Here is a 13,293-nt window from a genome sequence, read left to right on the forward strand (position 1 = left end):
GATTTTAATGGAGTAAAAGTATTTGATAAACTCCAAGTAACATTAATATCATCGACCGAAAATAAAATTATTATTACCGGTACAAGAGAAAATGATGTAGAGGTTGTCAATAAAAATGGAGAATTAAAACTAAGAATGCCTTTTCCAAAATTATTGTCAGGCGATAATATTAACATACAATTATTTTATAAAAACATTGAAACGATTGAAGCTAGCGAAGGCGCTATTGTTGATAGTGATGCAACATTTAAGCAAACATTTATCAATCTAGAGGTAAACAGCGGAGCACAAGTAGGCTTAGATATAGATGTTGAAAAAGCAAAAGTGAGAGTAGTTTCTGGAGGAATTTTAGAATTATCAGGTAAGGCAAACAACCAGGAAGTTATGGTATCCTCAGGAGGAAATTTAGACGCTAGGAAATTACAAACTTCACAAACCACTATTACTGCTTCTCTTAGGGGAATAGCATCGGTTAATGCCACTATTTTAGTAGATGCTAAAGCAAAAGGAGGAGGCTCTATAGAAATTTTCGGAAAACCTAAGCAAATTAATAAAGAAACAATTCTTGGAGGATCAATAATTGAAAACTAATTCTATTTTTGTTTATTCTATTTTAAATACTATTTGATGTTAAACGATATTTTATCAGGAATTCCTTGGGGAATTTTTTTAAGTTTTATGATAGGGCCTGTTTTTTTTATATTACTAGAAACCAGTATTGTAAAAGGATTTAGAGCCGCATTTGTTTTTGATTTAGGTGTAGTAACAGCCGATATTGTATTTATAACTATTGCTTATTTGGGCAGTTACAGATTGATACAAAACTTAAAAGACAAACCCTCTCTTTTTATATTTGGAGGAATATTGATGTTGGTTTATGGTATTATTTCTTTTGTGAATCTAAAAAAAGAAAAAAAAGTCAACACCGATGCTATTGATGATGAAATCATAAAAACAAATTACAGAAGCTTATACATTAAAGGATTTTTTTTAAACATTATCAATATTGGCGTTCTTGGATTTTGGATGGCAATTATCCTTTCTACAGGTCCGAAACTAGATATGGAAACGCCAAGAATGATCACTTTTTTGACCACCGTAATTGTTTCGTATTTACTAATAGATAGTGTCAAAATAGTCTTGGCAAAACAACTAAAAACAAAAATGACACCAACCAATATTCTTAAAATAAAGAAAATTATCAGTATCGTTTTGATGTTATTTGGCATTGTTTTGATGACACAAGGCTGGTTTCCAGAAGAAAAAGAGAAGTTGAAAGATGCTTTGGAAAGGATTGATAAGTAATAAACCTCTAAATATCATTAAAGGTTTTAGTGTTATCATCCGTCCCGTCCCGAAGCTTCGGGATCGGGATCGGGAGAACCGGAGTACTATCTTTACCTAATTTTTCCTAAAAATTAACCATAAAAAAACCTCTCAAAAAGAGAGGTTAATTCAGAGGCATCGTCCGGATTCGAACCGGAGTAGGAGCTTTTGCAGAGCCCAGCCTAGCCGCTCGGCCACGACGCCAATTATTTATTGGTGTGCAAATATAGGAAACAATTGATAATTAACAATTGATAATTGACAATTTTTAAAATTCGGTAATTCTAATTTTAATTTGTGATTATTTCAATTTCGATTCTCTTCCATTTCGATGGTAACCGCTTCAACATCACCACCAATAGGAGGATTTAGTTTTGACACTCCTAATTTCACAGCAGAAATTGTTGACACATCTTTAAAGATTCTATCTATAATGCGTTGTGCCACATGCTCTAATAAATTAGATCGAACAGCCATTTCTTCCACCACTATTCGATTCAGAAGTACATAATCTGCGGTATCTTTTAAATCGTCTGAAACAGCAGATTTTTTCAAATCAGTTTTTACTTCTAAATCAACCCTGTAATCAGATCCTATTTTACTTTCTTCGATTAAACAGCCATGGTAAGAAAATGTTCGAATGTTTTTTAGTTTTATAATGCCCATAATTTCATAATTTGGTTTGCAATTTGTTAAATAAAACAGCATCTATTATCTATCTGTCTATTATCTATCGTCTAAATTTTTACCTTTGCTAAAATTATACAAAATTATGTCAACCGAAGAGAAATCACTTCATTTTATAGAACAAATTATAGAAGACAGCTTAGCGAGCGGTTTTTCTCATGATAAATTGCGATTCCGTTTTCCACCTGAACCTAATGGTTATTTACACATTGGTCACGCCAAAGCCATTTGTCTGAATTTCGGTCTGGGATTAAGCTACAAGGCGCCAGTAAATTTGCGTTTTGATGATACAAATCCTGCTAAAGAAGAGCAAGAATATGTAGATGCCATCAAGGAAGATTTAAAATGGTTGGGTTTCGAATGGGCCGAAGAACGTTATGCCTCTGATTATTTTCAGCAGTTATACGATTGGGCAGTTCTAATGATCAAGAACGGAAAAGCTTATGTTGACAGCCAATCTTCTGAAGATATGGCAGCTCAAAAAGGCAGTCCAACCCTAGCAGGAGTTGACGGACCTTATAGAAATCGTTCTATTGAAGAAAATTTAACTTTGTTTGAAGGCATGAAAAACGGTGATTTTCCGGAAGGAAGTCACGTTTTAAGAGCTAAAATTGACATGACTTCGACTAATATGTTGATGCGTGATCCGTTGATGTATAGAGTGTTGCACCGTCACCACCATAGAACAGGAAACGATTGGAAAATTTATCCGATGTATGATTTCGCGCATGGCGAAAGTGATTATATCGAGCAAATTTCGCATTCTATTTGCACCTTAGAATTTGTGATGCACAGGGAATTATACAACTGGTTTTTAGATCAAATTTTTGACGATCAAAAAGTGAGACCGAATCAATATGAGTTTGCGCGTTTAAACTTGAATTATACCGTAATGAGTAAGCGAAAGTTACTTCAATTAGTTCAAGATAATATTGTTAACGGTTGGGATGATCCTAGAATGCCTACGATTTCAGGACTAAGAAGAAGAGGATATACACCCAATTCAATTCGGAAATTTTGTGATACTATTGGGGTCGCAAAGCGTGAAAACATTATCGATTTCTCCCTTCTAGAATTTTGTTTACGTGAAGATTTAAACAAAACAGCACCAAGAGTTATGGCTGTTTTAGACCCCGTAAAAGTGGTGATTACTAATTATCCTGAGGGAAAAGTAGATTATTTAGATGCTGAAAATAATCAAGAAGACGAAACTGCAGGATATAGAAAAGTCCCTTTTTCTAGAGAAATATACATAGAAAGAGAAGACTTTTTAGAAATAGCACCAGCGAAGTTTTTCCGTTTATCGATAGGGAATGAAGTACGTTTAAAAAACGGATATATTATTAAAGCTGAAGCTTTTATCAAGGATTCCTCCGATAATATTACCGAAATTCAAGTTACTTATGATACCGATTCTTTGAGCGGAAGTGGGAGTGAGGCCTCGAAAAGAAAAGTAGCAGGTACGTTACATTGGGTTTCAATTCAACACGCTATCGAAGCTGAAGTTCGTTTGTATGACAGACTTTTTACAGATGAATCACCGGATAGTCACAAAGAAAAAAACTTCCTTGATTTTATGAATCCTAATTCGTTACAAATTGTTAGAGGATTTGTAGAACCAAGTTTATCTACTGCGAATTCTGGAGATAAATTTCAGTTTCAACGATTGGGTTATTTTAATGTAGATAAAGATTCTACGGCTGAAAAATTAGTATTTAACAAAACTGTTGGGCTAAAAGATGCTTGGGAAGAAAAAGGAAAAAAAGAGGAAAATAGCATAAATAACGCGTTGAAAGAAATTAATAAATATTTTAAAGTTGCCACAAGAGAAGAGCGTATTGTAATCAGAAAAGCAATAGGTGAGACTTTGGCTGAAATTTCTAATTATAGTTTATTGCAAAATTCATTTAAAAAGAATATTAATAACAACAAAACCTCATTGTTATTTGCTAATCTAATTTTGAAATATTCCAATTTAAAAGAGGCAGATTATGATAAAGAGCTGCTTTCAAAATTGTTTTTTATGTCTTTGAGAAGTGAATCAAGTTTTGTTCGATTCAGAGCGCTGTTGAATTTACATTATTCGAATTATGAAAATGAATTCATAAATTCTTTCAAAGAAGAAATTTTGAAACTAAAATCCAATCCACCTAAAAATTTTACCGAAAGAGAACTAGAATATATTGATAAGATTTTGCATAAAGAATAACTATTAAAAGCGCTTCTACAAGCGCTTTTTCTTATTATATATATTTCTGATTGTTTATATGTTTTTCATTAGATTTATCAATCACAAATGACCTTCATAAATTAATTTTAAACAATTGTTTTAAGTTTTACAACTGTTTTGTCATTTGATAAAAGTTTCCCCATCAGAAGGCTTTATTTCCAATATTCCAATATTTTAAAACACTTTAACACCTTGTTAACATTGCGGTGCTGATTAAGTTTGTAGCTTTATTGTAGTATTAATTTAAATTCTAAAGCGATGTCAAATAATGCAGGAAATTCAGTATTGGCACTTTTATTAGGTGCGGCGATTGGAGCAGGAGTAGGAATTTTATTTGCTCCAGACAAAGGGTCAAAAACTAGAGAAAAAATTAAAGGAGGTCTTGATGATGTGAAAGACAATTTGAAACACAAATATGAAGATGTGACACATCAATTGAGAAAAACGTTTTCGGGATCGAAACATGATCTAGAAGAAACGTATGAAGAAATGGTTTCTAATATGAGTTATAAAACCGAAGATGTAATTAATTTTTTGGAAACCAAGTTGGCTGATTTAAAAGAACAAAATGCTAAACTTCAAAAAAAACAGATGACTAATCACGAAAATTAATTTTTTTATAAAAAATATTTATGGCTTTCGAAGAACTAAAAGAACATACCGAAGACATTCAAAAACAAGCAAGAGAATACCTTGAAAACAGTTTGGCTTATTATAAGTTATGGGGTTTTAAAGTGGCGATGAAATCAACAACAATGATTTTTAAATTTGTATTAATTGCAATGGCTTTGATGATGGTATTGCTTTTTTGTTCTGTTGCTGCGGCTCTTGCAATGGGGGAAGTGCTAAATAGTTATGCGTTGGGATTTTTAATTATTGCTGGAATTTATTTACTTATCTCTGGACTTTTATTTTTAATCAAGGATAAAATTGTTGAAGGACATATTTTAGAGAAATTTTCGGAAATCTTTTTTAACGATTAAAGTATGGAAGAAACCAAAAAATATTCATCTTACGCTCAAATCGAGCTGGAACTTGAAATTCTGAAAGTAGAAAGAGAACTAAACCTTAAAAGAATAATTTTAGATGTTAAAAAATCAAAAGAAAGTCTTTTGCCAAAAAACATAATTAAAGGATTTCTAGGAGATTATAAATCGATTTTTTCAAACTATTCGGGCATAATTTTAAAAACAGCAATACCTATTCTTATCCAATGGTTTATTAATAGAAAAAGAGGCAATTAGCCTCTTTTTTTTATACTATTTACAAAAGTAATTTTAAACTTCTGAATCGTCTTCTATTGCTTCAGGATTTTTTAATTCTTCATATTCAGTCAATTTTGGTTTTCCTTTTCGACCATTTTTTTTCATCATTTCACCTACTTGATTAGAAGCTGAAAACGAAGCTACCATATTGTTTAACATATCACTTCCGGCTTGAGGGGAATTAGGTAATAAGATTAAATTGGAGTTAGTATCAGCACCAATAGCTTGTAAAGTATCATAATGTTGGGTTACCACAATCAAAGCAGATGCTTCTTGCGAATTGATGCCTACTTTGTTCAATACATCTACACTTTCGACCAAACCACGTGCAATTTCGCGTCGTTGATCAGCTATACCTTGTCCTTGTAATTTTTTACTTTCGGCTTCTGCTTGAGCTTTAGCTACAATTCTAATTCTTGAGGCTTCCGCTTCAAATTCGGCTACCGTTTTTTCTCTATCGGCAGCATTAATTCTGTTCATGGCATTTTTGACCTGAATATCAGGATCTATATCAGTAACTAATGTATTGATAATAGTATATCCATAAGTGGTCATGGCTTCGTTTAACTCTCGTTTTACGGCTATGGCAATATCGTCTTTTCTTTCAAAAACATCGTCAAGCTTTAATTTTGGAACCTCGGCACGAACCACGTCAAAAACATAAGATGTAATTTGGTCGTGCGGATATTCTAATTTGTAGAAAGCATCATAAACAGTTTCTTTGACCACCATAAATTGTACTGAAACTTTTAGCTTTACAAAAACATTGTCTTTGGTTTTGGTTTCAATAATAACATCCAATTGTTGAATTTTTAAGTTCACACGACCTGCAATACGATCAATCAAGGGAATTTTTAGCTGCAGACCTGATTGTCGGATGCTTAAAAATTTACCAAACCGCTCAATAATTACAGCTGTTTGTTGTTTCACAGTAAAAAAAGAAGAAAGAAAAACAAATAATCCAAATACAAGAATAATAGCTAATGAAAAGTCCATAAAGAATAAAATTAAGTTATAAAAATTAGTGTTAAATTACAAAAAAACTTTAGGTTTGTCTTTGATAAATTCTGTTTTATGAAAAAATTATGTTTTACGGTTGTCTTTGTTTTTATTTCTACACTTGGATTTGCGCAATACAACTATAGGGATAGTAATCGAATAGGAATTACTTTTGGAATTAATCAGTTTACCTTAAACACCAAAAATTTTCAAACTAAGCCTGGAACCGGTTGGAACGGAGGTTTATCTATGCGAGGAAATTATTATGACAATTGGGATATGGTGTATTCCATCCAGTTTAGCGAAAATAATTTTTCGGTTGTAACAGATAGTGGTTTTATTACAGAGGATATAAAATTTAAGTTGTCATCAGCTCAAATATCGTTGATGGCAAGTTACGAAATAGTCGAAAATCAATTGAGTTTTGAATTTGGTCCTTTGGTACAAGTCAACGGTAAACTCAAAACTGATTTTGCCAACGAAAACAATAAAATTACAGGAACGGAAATTTTAGCCAAAGACATAACCAATATTTCAAGGTTTAATTTTTATCCTGTTGTTGGAGTTACGGCTGGATTTACACATTTTCGCGCCAATATTTCGTACCAATATGGAATCAATAATATGCTAGGAAGTTTGAACAATCCCGATTTAGGAGAAAAACTAAAAGGAAAAGCAGGGATTTTGAATGGGAATTTGATTATTTATTTGTAAAAACTATGTTTTCATTTAAAGCTTCCAGCTCTTCAAAGGCTGGAAGCTTTTTTTGTTTTATAAAGTCGCTATCGCTTTCTCAATTCTTTTAATCGTTTCTTCTTTTCCAATGAGTTCCACAATATCAAATAAATGTGGGCCTTTCAAAGCGCCTACTAAACTCAAACGGAACGGTTGCATTACTTTTCCCATTCCAATTTCGTTTTTAGCCATCCAATCTTTTACAATAGTTTCGATATTCGCGGCAGTGAAATCTTCTATTTCTCCAAGAATAGAAATTAAATCTCGCATTAAATTGGGCGTTTCTTCTTTCCAGTTTTTTGATGCTTTCTCGTCATAAGAGGATGGTGCTTCAAAGAAATAATCTGATAGTTCCCAAAATTCTGAAACAAAATGAGCCCGTTCTTTTATTAATGAAACGATTCTTGTAATCAAGGTTTTGTTTGTCACATCTAGCGCAGTCGAGATGTTTTTCTTTTCTAATTCTGATATAAAAAGTTCCGTCAAATCTGCATTGTCTTTTTTCATCAAATATTGATGATTGAACCATTTATTTTTCTCTGGATCAAATTTGGCTCCTGCTTTGTGAACTCTATTCAAATCGAATACGTTTTCTAATTCTTCTAGAGTAAACAATTCTTTTTCGGTTCCATCATTCCAACCCAATAAAGCCAAGAAGTTGATTACAGCTTCTGGAAAAAATCCTTTTTCTCTATAACCTGACGATTTTGTCATGTTGGAAGCATCAGTCCAATCTAAAGGAAATACAGGAAATCCCATTTTATCGCCATCACGTTTGGATAATTTTCCGTTTCCAACAGGTTTCATTATCAAAGGCAAATGAGCAAATTCAGGTGCTTCCCAGCCAAAAGCACGGTACAATAAAACATGCAATGGCATGGAGGGCAACCATTCTTCTCCACGAATTACGTGGGAAGTTTCCATTAAATGATCATCAACAATATTAGCCAAATGATAGGTTGGCATACCATCGCTTTTGAACAATACTTTATCGTCTAACAAATTAGTGTCGAACTTTACTTCGCCACGAATGATGTCTTGCAAGTGTAAAGTTTCGTTTACAGGTGTCTTAAAACGAATGACGTAATCTTCCCCTGCAGCTATTCGTTTTGCAGTTTCCTCGGCAGAAATCACCAATGAAGTATCTAGTTTTTCACGATTGTGCCAATTGTAAATAAAAGTTTTTCCTTGCTCTTCGTGCTGTTTTCTTTGTTCATCTAATGCTTCGGCAGTATCAAAAGCATAGTAAGCACTGTCTGAATTAATTAATTCATTGGCGTATTGTTTGTACAAATGTTTTCTTTCGGATTGTTTGTAGGGACCAAATTTTTCATTTTTTCCGATAGTTTCATCGGGAGGGATTCCTAACCATTCTAAGGCTTCCATAATGTATTCTTCGGCACCGGGAACAAAACGGTTTTGATCGGTATCTTCAATTCTAAGAAAAAAAACGCCGTTGTTTTTTTTGGCAAATAAATAATTGAATAGGGCAGTACGAACGCCGCCAATATGAAGAGGCCCTGTTGGGCTTGGTGCAAAACGCACCCGAACTTGTTTTGACATTTATGTGTTTTTAATTTAAATTGACACTGTCCCGAAGCTTCGGGAGTAAGAAGTGTGGGACAAAGATAATTAGAAGTTAGAAGTTGGAAGTTAGAAGTCGGAAGTTTTTGGAGAATTAATCATTAATTTTCCTTTAATCAATTTTTAACACGAATAGAATTGAAAAATAGTTACTTTTATCGGTTGTTAAAAACAAATTATAATTTTGGAAAAATCAAATTTTATCTATCAAAAGTTAGAGCTTTTTATTAAGAAGTTTTATGCGAATGAACTTATTCGAGGAATCCTTTTTTTTATAGGTTTAGGATTATTGTATTTCTTATTTACACTATTTGTAGAATATTTTCTTTGGCTTAAGCCAGTAGGAAGGACTATCTTATTTTGGGTTTTTATTGGTGTTGAAATTTTTCTTTTATCAAGATTTATTTTATTTCCCATTTCTCAATTATTTAAATTCAAAAAAGGAATAGATTATAATCAAGCCTCTAAAATCATTGGAAACCATTTCCCGGAAATAAGTGATAAATTGACAAATTTTCTTCAATTAACCACTGATATAAACCAATCCGAATTATTGATGGCTTCTATTGAGCAGAAAGCAAATTCAATGCAACCTATCCCTTTTGGTAATGCTATAAATTTTAACACTAATAGAAAATATCTTCCTTTAGCATTCATTCCATTTTTGTTTTTTGGCTTATTTTATATTACTGGAAATAGCTCAATTCTATCCCAAAGTTTGAATCGTGTTGTGCATTTCAAAGAACAATTTTTACCACCAGCTCCCTTTCGGTTTGTGGTTCTAAATTCAATTTTACAAACTGAGCAAAATCAAGATTTTGTAATTAAAGTTAAAACAAAGGGAAATGTTATTCCTGAAAACGCAATGATATTTATAGGACAGGAAAGTTATTTTATGGAAAAAACAAAGCCTGGTGAATTTCAATTTAAAATTGAGAAACCTACCTCCAATATCTTATTTCACCTAGAATCTAATGCTGTTTCATCAAAAGAATTTGAACTGAATGTTATTTCTGTACCTTCCATCGCAAATTTTGAAATGCGACTAGATTTTCCTTCTTATTTGAATAAAAAACCTGAAATAATAAGCGGAAACGGAAATGCTATTGTTCCCGAAGGAACTCGAGTAATATGGAATATTAATGCTCATGATACCCAACAGATTGTTTGGAATGACTTAACTACCAATTATTCATTTTTTAAAGTTGAAAACAGCTTTCAGTTTTCAAAAACCATTACTAATAATACTGAATATCAAATACTTACTTCGAACACCAAAGTTAATAACTATGAACAACTGAATTATCAGCTTTCAATAGTTAAAGATCAATTTCCAATAATCAATGTCGAACAAACCCCAGACAGTTTAAAAACTACACAAAGTTATGTGTTGGGCAAAATTTCAGATGATTATGGTTTATATAAACTCCAGGTTGTTTACTACCCTAAAAACAATCCTAAGACCCTAAAACGAGGTGTTATTAATATCAAATCTCCTTTGTACGATCAGTTTGTTTTTTCTTTCCCTGGATCGCTTCCTGTAGAACAAGGAGTAAACTATGAGTACTATTTTGAAGTTTATGATAACGACGCTATTCATAACTTTAAAAGTACTAAATCTTCTGTTTTTTCTAACCGCATTGAAACTAATGAAGAAAAAGAAGATAAAGAATTACAAGAACAAAACAGTAATATCAATAGCTTAGAAAAGTCGCTTAAAAATCAAGACAAACAAATATCTGAATTAGAAAAAATTCAAAAATCTGGAAAAGAGAAAGAAAACTTTGAATTTAAAGACCAACAAAAAATTAATGAATTTTTAAAACGTCAAGAACAGCAAGATAAAAAGATGCAAGAATTTGCTGAAAAAATGAAAGAGAATCTTGACAAAACCATAACCGATAAAAAAGACGAATTTAAAGACGAATTACAAAAAAGATTAGAAAACGTTGATAAAGATTTAGAGAAAAACAAGAAACTATTAGACGAACTTAAAGAGCTTAACGAAAAGATTAAGAAAGAAGATTTAATTGAAAAAATTGAAAAGTTCAAGCAGAACTCTAAAAACCAAACCAAAACTTTAGAACAATTAGTTGAGCTTACAAAGAAATATTATGTAGAGAAAAAAGCTAAACAATTAAAAGCCAAACTTGAAAAACTCGCTGAGAAGCAAGAAGAATTGTCCAATAAAGAAAAAGAAAATATTAAGGAATCTCAAGATGAAATTAATGAGACCTTTGATAAGATTCAAGAAGAATTAAAAGAATTGGATAAAGAAAATAAAGAACTTAAAAAGCCATTAGACATCCCAATGGATAAAGATAGCGAGAAAAGCATTGATGAAGATTTAAAAAAAGCCTCAGAAGAGCTTCAAAACAGCAGCAAAGAAAAAGCGAAACCTAAACAAAAAAGTGCTTCCAAAAAAATGAAGCAAATGGCCCAAAAAATGGATGAAGGCATGCAAGAAGGCGAGATGGAGCAATTAGAAGAAGATGTTGCTATGATGCGACAAGTTCTTGATAATTTACTTGCGTTTTCATTCAGTCAAGAAGATGTTATGGCTAAATTTAAAAACCTTAGTATTGGTTCTCCAGCATTTAATAAAAAATTAAAAACACAACAAGATTTAAAATTGCAGTTTAAACATATTGATGACAGTCTCTTTGCGATGTCTTTACGCAATCCAAAAATTGGAGAAAATATCACAAAAGAAGTTGGAAACGCACTTTATAATTTAGACAAATCATTAGAAATTATAGCTGATGGTCAAATAGCTAAAGGGGTATCACACCAGCAATATACAGTCTCATCGGCCAATAAATTAGCAGATTTCTTATCGGATATTTTAAATAATATGCAGATGTCTATGTCAATGCCAGGCGCTGGTAAACCAAAGCCAGGACAAGGTGAAGAAGGAATGCAGTTGCCAGATATAATAAAAAAACAAGCAGGTCTTGGTGAAAAAATGAAAGAAGGCATTAAAAAAGGACCTAAACCAGGTGATGGAAAAGATCCTAGTAAAGATGGAAAAGACGGAAAAAAAGGGAATGATGGAAAGACGGGTCCTAACGGACAGAAAGGTGAAAACGGAGAAGAAGGCGAGGATGGCGAAGGAGACGCCAAGGCTATCATGGAGATCTATAAGGAACAAAAGCAACTTAGAGAAGCTTTGCAAAACGAATTAGACAAAAAAGGCATGGGAGGCAACGGACAAAATGCTTTAGAACAAATGAAGCAAATAGAAAAACAAATATTAAACAAAGGGTTTAAGAACGAAGTATTACAAAGAATATTAAATGTTAAGCAAGAATTGTTAAAACTTAACACAGCTATCCAACAACAGGGACAAGAGAATAAACGTCAATCAGAAACTAATAAAAAAGAGTTTAATAATCAGTCAAATTCATTGCCACCAGCTATTTTGGATTATTTAAAGAGTATAGAAATATTAAATAGACAATCCTTACCTTTGCGTTCGAATTTTAATCAAAAAGTTCAAGAATATTTTAATAAATAATGATCCATTTTAATTACGAGACCGATTTTAAATTAGCATCTGAGGATTTAATTTCTTCTTGGATTAATCAAGTTATTGTATCTGAAAACAAAAAAGAAGGTGAGATTAACTTTGTTTTTTGTGATGATGTGTATTTGCATAAAATAAATCTTGAGCATTTGGGACACGACACCTTAACCGATATCATTAGCTTTGATTATTGTATGGGCAACGAAATACATGGAGACATCTTTATCTCTGTAGAAAGAGTTGCCGATAACGCCAAGGATTATAACGTTACTTTTGAAGAAGAACTTCAAAGGGTTTTAATTCATGGCATATTACATTATTGCGGTTACAAAGACAAATCCCAAAAAGATGAATTGCTAATGAGAAACAAAGAAGATGAAAAAATCGCTTTGTTCCACGTGAAACAATAAACATCGCTTTCCGTTTTTTATATAACAAAAGATTGTTTCACGTGGAACAAACAACCATTAATATAAGCTTGTTAAAATTCGAATTTTGAAAAGACTCATTCCAAATTGTTAAAGCAAATCTTAAATCTTAAATTATGTTTGATGAAGAGTATGATGTGATTGTTGTTGGGGCTGGACACGCTGGTTCTGAGGCAGCAGCAGCTGCCGCAAATCTAGGTTCTAAAACACTTTTGGTAACTATGAGCTTACAAAACATTGCGCAAATGTCTTGTAATCCTGCCATGGGAGGAATTGCCAAAGGACAAATAGTTCGCGAGATTGATGCTCTAGGAGGTTATTCAGGAATAGTATCTGACAATACGGCTATTCAGTTCAAAATGTTGAATAAATCTAAAGGCCCTGCAATGTGGTCGCCAAGAGTTCAAAGTGATCGTATGCGATTTGCCGAAGAATGGAGATTAATGCTTGAAGGAACGCCAAATTTAGATTTTTATCAAGAAATGGTAAAGGGATTAATTATTGAAAACGGCA

Annotated in this window: 13 protein-coding genes and 1 tRNA gene; 10 read left to right on the forward strand and 4 right to left on the reverse strand. The window is 32.4% G+C overall.

Going from position 1 to position 13,293, the window contains the following annotated elements; genetic code table 11:
• Both ACKVOD_RS01985 and ACKVOD_RS01990 read left to right on the forward strand, forming a co-directional pair.
• The coding region (locus ACKVOD_RS01985; protein ID WP_409207808.1) for a head GIN domain-containing protein at positions 1–591 on the forward strand (591 nt) is incomplete at its 5' end.
• Positions 592–627: 36 nt separating this feature from the next.
• A complete protein-coding gene (locus ACKVOD_RS01990) occupies positions 628–1,305 on the forward strand; it encodes a LysE family translocator (RefSeq protein ID WP_409207809.1) in 678 nt (225 codons plus the stop codon).
• A gap of 154 nt (positions 1,306–1,459) precedes the next feature.
• Here the strand turns inward: ACKVOD_RS01990 and ACKVOD_RS01995 are convergent.
• Positions 1,460–1,530: transfer RNA gene (locus ACKVOD_RS01995), tRNA-Cys, on the reverse strand.
• Between the two features lie 102 nt (positions 1,531–1,632).
• Positions 1,633–1,992, reverse strand: coding sequence for a dihydroneopterin aldolase (folB, locus tag ACKVOD_RS02000; protein ID WP_409207810.1), 360 nt, complete (start codon positions 1,990–1,992; stop codon positions 1,633–1,635).
• Between the two features lie 106 nt (positions 1,993–2,098).
• Between folB and ACKVOD_RS02005 the strand changes: the two genes are divergently transcribed.
• The 4 genes from ACKVOD_RS02005 to ACKVOD_RS02020 all read left to right on the forward strand — a co-directional run bounded on the left by ACKVOD_RS02005 (position 2,099) and on the right by ACKVOD_RS02020 (position 5,487).
• Complete coding sequence (locus ACKVOD_RS02005; protein ID WP_409207811.1) at positions 2,099–4,222, forward strand: glutamine--tRNA ligase/YqeY domain fusion protein; 2,124 nt, start codon at positions 2,099–2,101, stop codon at positions 4,220–4,222.
• 279 nt (positions 4,223–4,501) lie between these two features.
• Positions 4,502–4,855, forward strand: a complete 354-nt coding sequence (locus tag ACKVOD_RS02010; protein ID WP_409207812.1) for a YtxH domain-containing protein — start codon at positions 4,502–4,504, stop codon at positions 4,853–4,855.
• Between the two features lie 20 nt (positions 4,856–4,875).
• The gene (locus ACKVOD_RS02015; RefSeq protein ID WP_409207813.1) at positions 4,876–5,226 is read left to right on the forward strand and encodes a competence protein; all 351 of its coding nucleotides are present in this window, start codon (positions 4,876–4,878) and stop codon (positions 5,224–5,226) included.
• Positions 5,227–5,229: 3 nt separating this feature from the next.
• On the forward strand, positions 5,230–5,487 hold the full coding sequence (locus tag ACKVOD_RS02020) for a DUF6327 family protein (protein WP_409207814.1): 258 nt from the start codon (positions 5,230–5,232) through the stop codon (positions 5,485–5,487).
• Positions 5,488–5,520: 33 nt separating this feature from the next.
• Here ACKVOD_RS02020 and ACKVOD_RS02025 read toward each other — a convergent pair whose 3' ends face one another.
• The gene (locus ACKVOD_RS02025) at positions 5,521–6,504 is read right to left on the reverse strand and encodes an SPFH domain-containing protein (RefSeq protein ID WP_409207815.1); all 984 of its coding nucleotides are present in this window, start codon (positions 6,502–6,504) and stop codon (positions 5,521–5,523) included.
• Positions 6,505–6,582: 78 nt separating this feature from the next.
• On the opposite strand from ACKVOD_RS02025, the gene ACKVOD_RS02030 reads away from it, so the two are divergent.
• Positions 6,583–7,221 carry a PorT family protein gene (locus ACKVOD_RS02030; protein WP_409207816.1) on the forward strand — a complete coding sequence of 213 codons (639 nt, stop codon included), beginning with the start codon at positions 6,583–6,585 and terminating at the stop codon, positions 7,219–7,221.
• 57 nt (positions 7,222–7,278) lie between these two features.
• Here ACKVOD_RS02030 and gltX read toward each other — a convergent pair whose 3' ends face one another.
• Entirely contained in the window at positions 7,279–8,805 is a 1,527-nt protein-coding gene (gene gltX, locus ACKVOD_RS02035) for a glutamate--tRNA ligase (protein ID WP_409207817.1), read from the reverse strand.
• 205 nt (positions 8,806–9,010) lie between these two features.
• Here gltX and ACKVOD_RS02040 point away from each other — a divergent pair, with 205 nt between their 5' ends.
• The 3 genes from ACKVOD_RS02040 to ACKVOD_RS02050 form a co-directional block, all read left to right on the forward strand.
• A complete protein-coding gene (locus ACKVOD_RS02040; RefSeq protein WP_409207818.1) occupies positions 9,011–12,343 on the forward strand; it encodes a hypothetical protein in 3,333 nt (1,110 codons plus the stop codon).
• Entirely contained in the window at positions 12,343–12,762 is a 420-nt protein-coding gene (gene ybeY, locus ACKVOD_RS02045; protein WP_409207819.1) for an rRNA maturation RNase YbeY, read from the forward strand. The genes ACKVOD_RS02040 and ybeY overlap by 1 nt, the downstream gene beginning before the upstream one ends.
• Before the next feature lie 134 nt (positions 12,763–12,896).
• On the forward strand, positions 12,897–13,293 hold a 397-nt coding region (locus ACKVOD_RS02050; RefSeq protein ID WP_409207820.1), incomplete at its 3' end, for an FAD-dependent oxidoreductase.

Origin of the sequence: Flavobacterium sp., from assembly GCF_046155325.1 — a bacterium.
Lineage (GTDB): Bacteria > Bacteroidota > Bacteroidia > Flavobacteriales > Flavobacteriaceae > Flavobacterium.

Excerpts from the sequence above, each read along its gene's own strand:
- ACKVOD_RS01990 (WP_409207809.1), top strand. The coding sequence starts at position 628 with ATGTTAAACGATATTTTATCAGGAATTCCTTGGGGAATTTTTTTAAGT.
- folB (WP_409207810.1), bottom strand. The coding sequence starts at position 1,992 with ATGGGCATTATAAAACTAAAAAACATTCGAACATTTTCTTACCATGGC.
- ACKVOD_RS02005 (WP_409207811.1), top strand. The coding sequence starts at position 2,099 with ATGTCAACCGAAGAGAAATCACTTCATTTTATAGAACAAATTATAGAA.
- ACKVOD_RS02010 (WP_409207812.1), top strand. The coding sequence starts at position 4,502 with ATGTCAAATAATGCAGGAAATTCAGTATTGGCACTTTTATTAGGTGCG.
- ACKVOD_RS02015 (WP_409207813.1), top strand. The coding sequence starts at position 4,876 with ATGGCTTTCGAAGAACTAAAAGAACATACCGAAGACATTCAAAAACAA.
- ACKVOD_RS02020 (WP_409207814.1), top strand. The coding sequence starts at position 5,230 with ATGGAAGAAACCAAAAAATATTCATCTTACGCTCAAATCGAGCTGGAA.
- ACKVOD_RS02025 (WP_409207815.1), bottom strand. The coding sequence starts at position 6,504 with ATGGACTTTTCATTAGCTATTATTCTTGTATTTGGATTATTTGTTTTT.
- ACKVOD_RS02030 (WP_409207816.1), top strand. The coding sequence starts at position 6,583 with ATGAAAAAATTATGTTTTACGGTTGTCTTTGTTTTTATTTCTACACTT.
- gltX (WP_409207817.1), bottom strand. The coding sequence starts at position 8,805 with ATGTCAAAACAAGTTCGGGTGCGTTTTGCACCAAGCCCAACAGGGCCT.
- ybeY (WP_409207819.1), top strand. The coding sequence starts at position 12,343 with ATGATCCATTTTAATTACGAGACCGATTTTAAATTAGCATCTGAGGAT.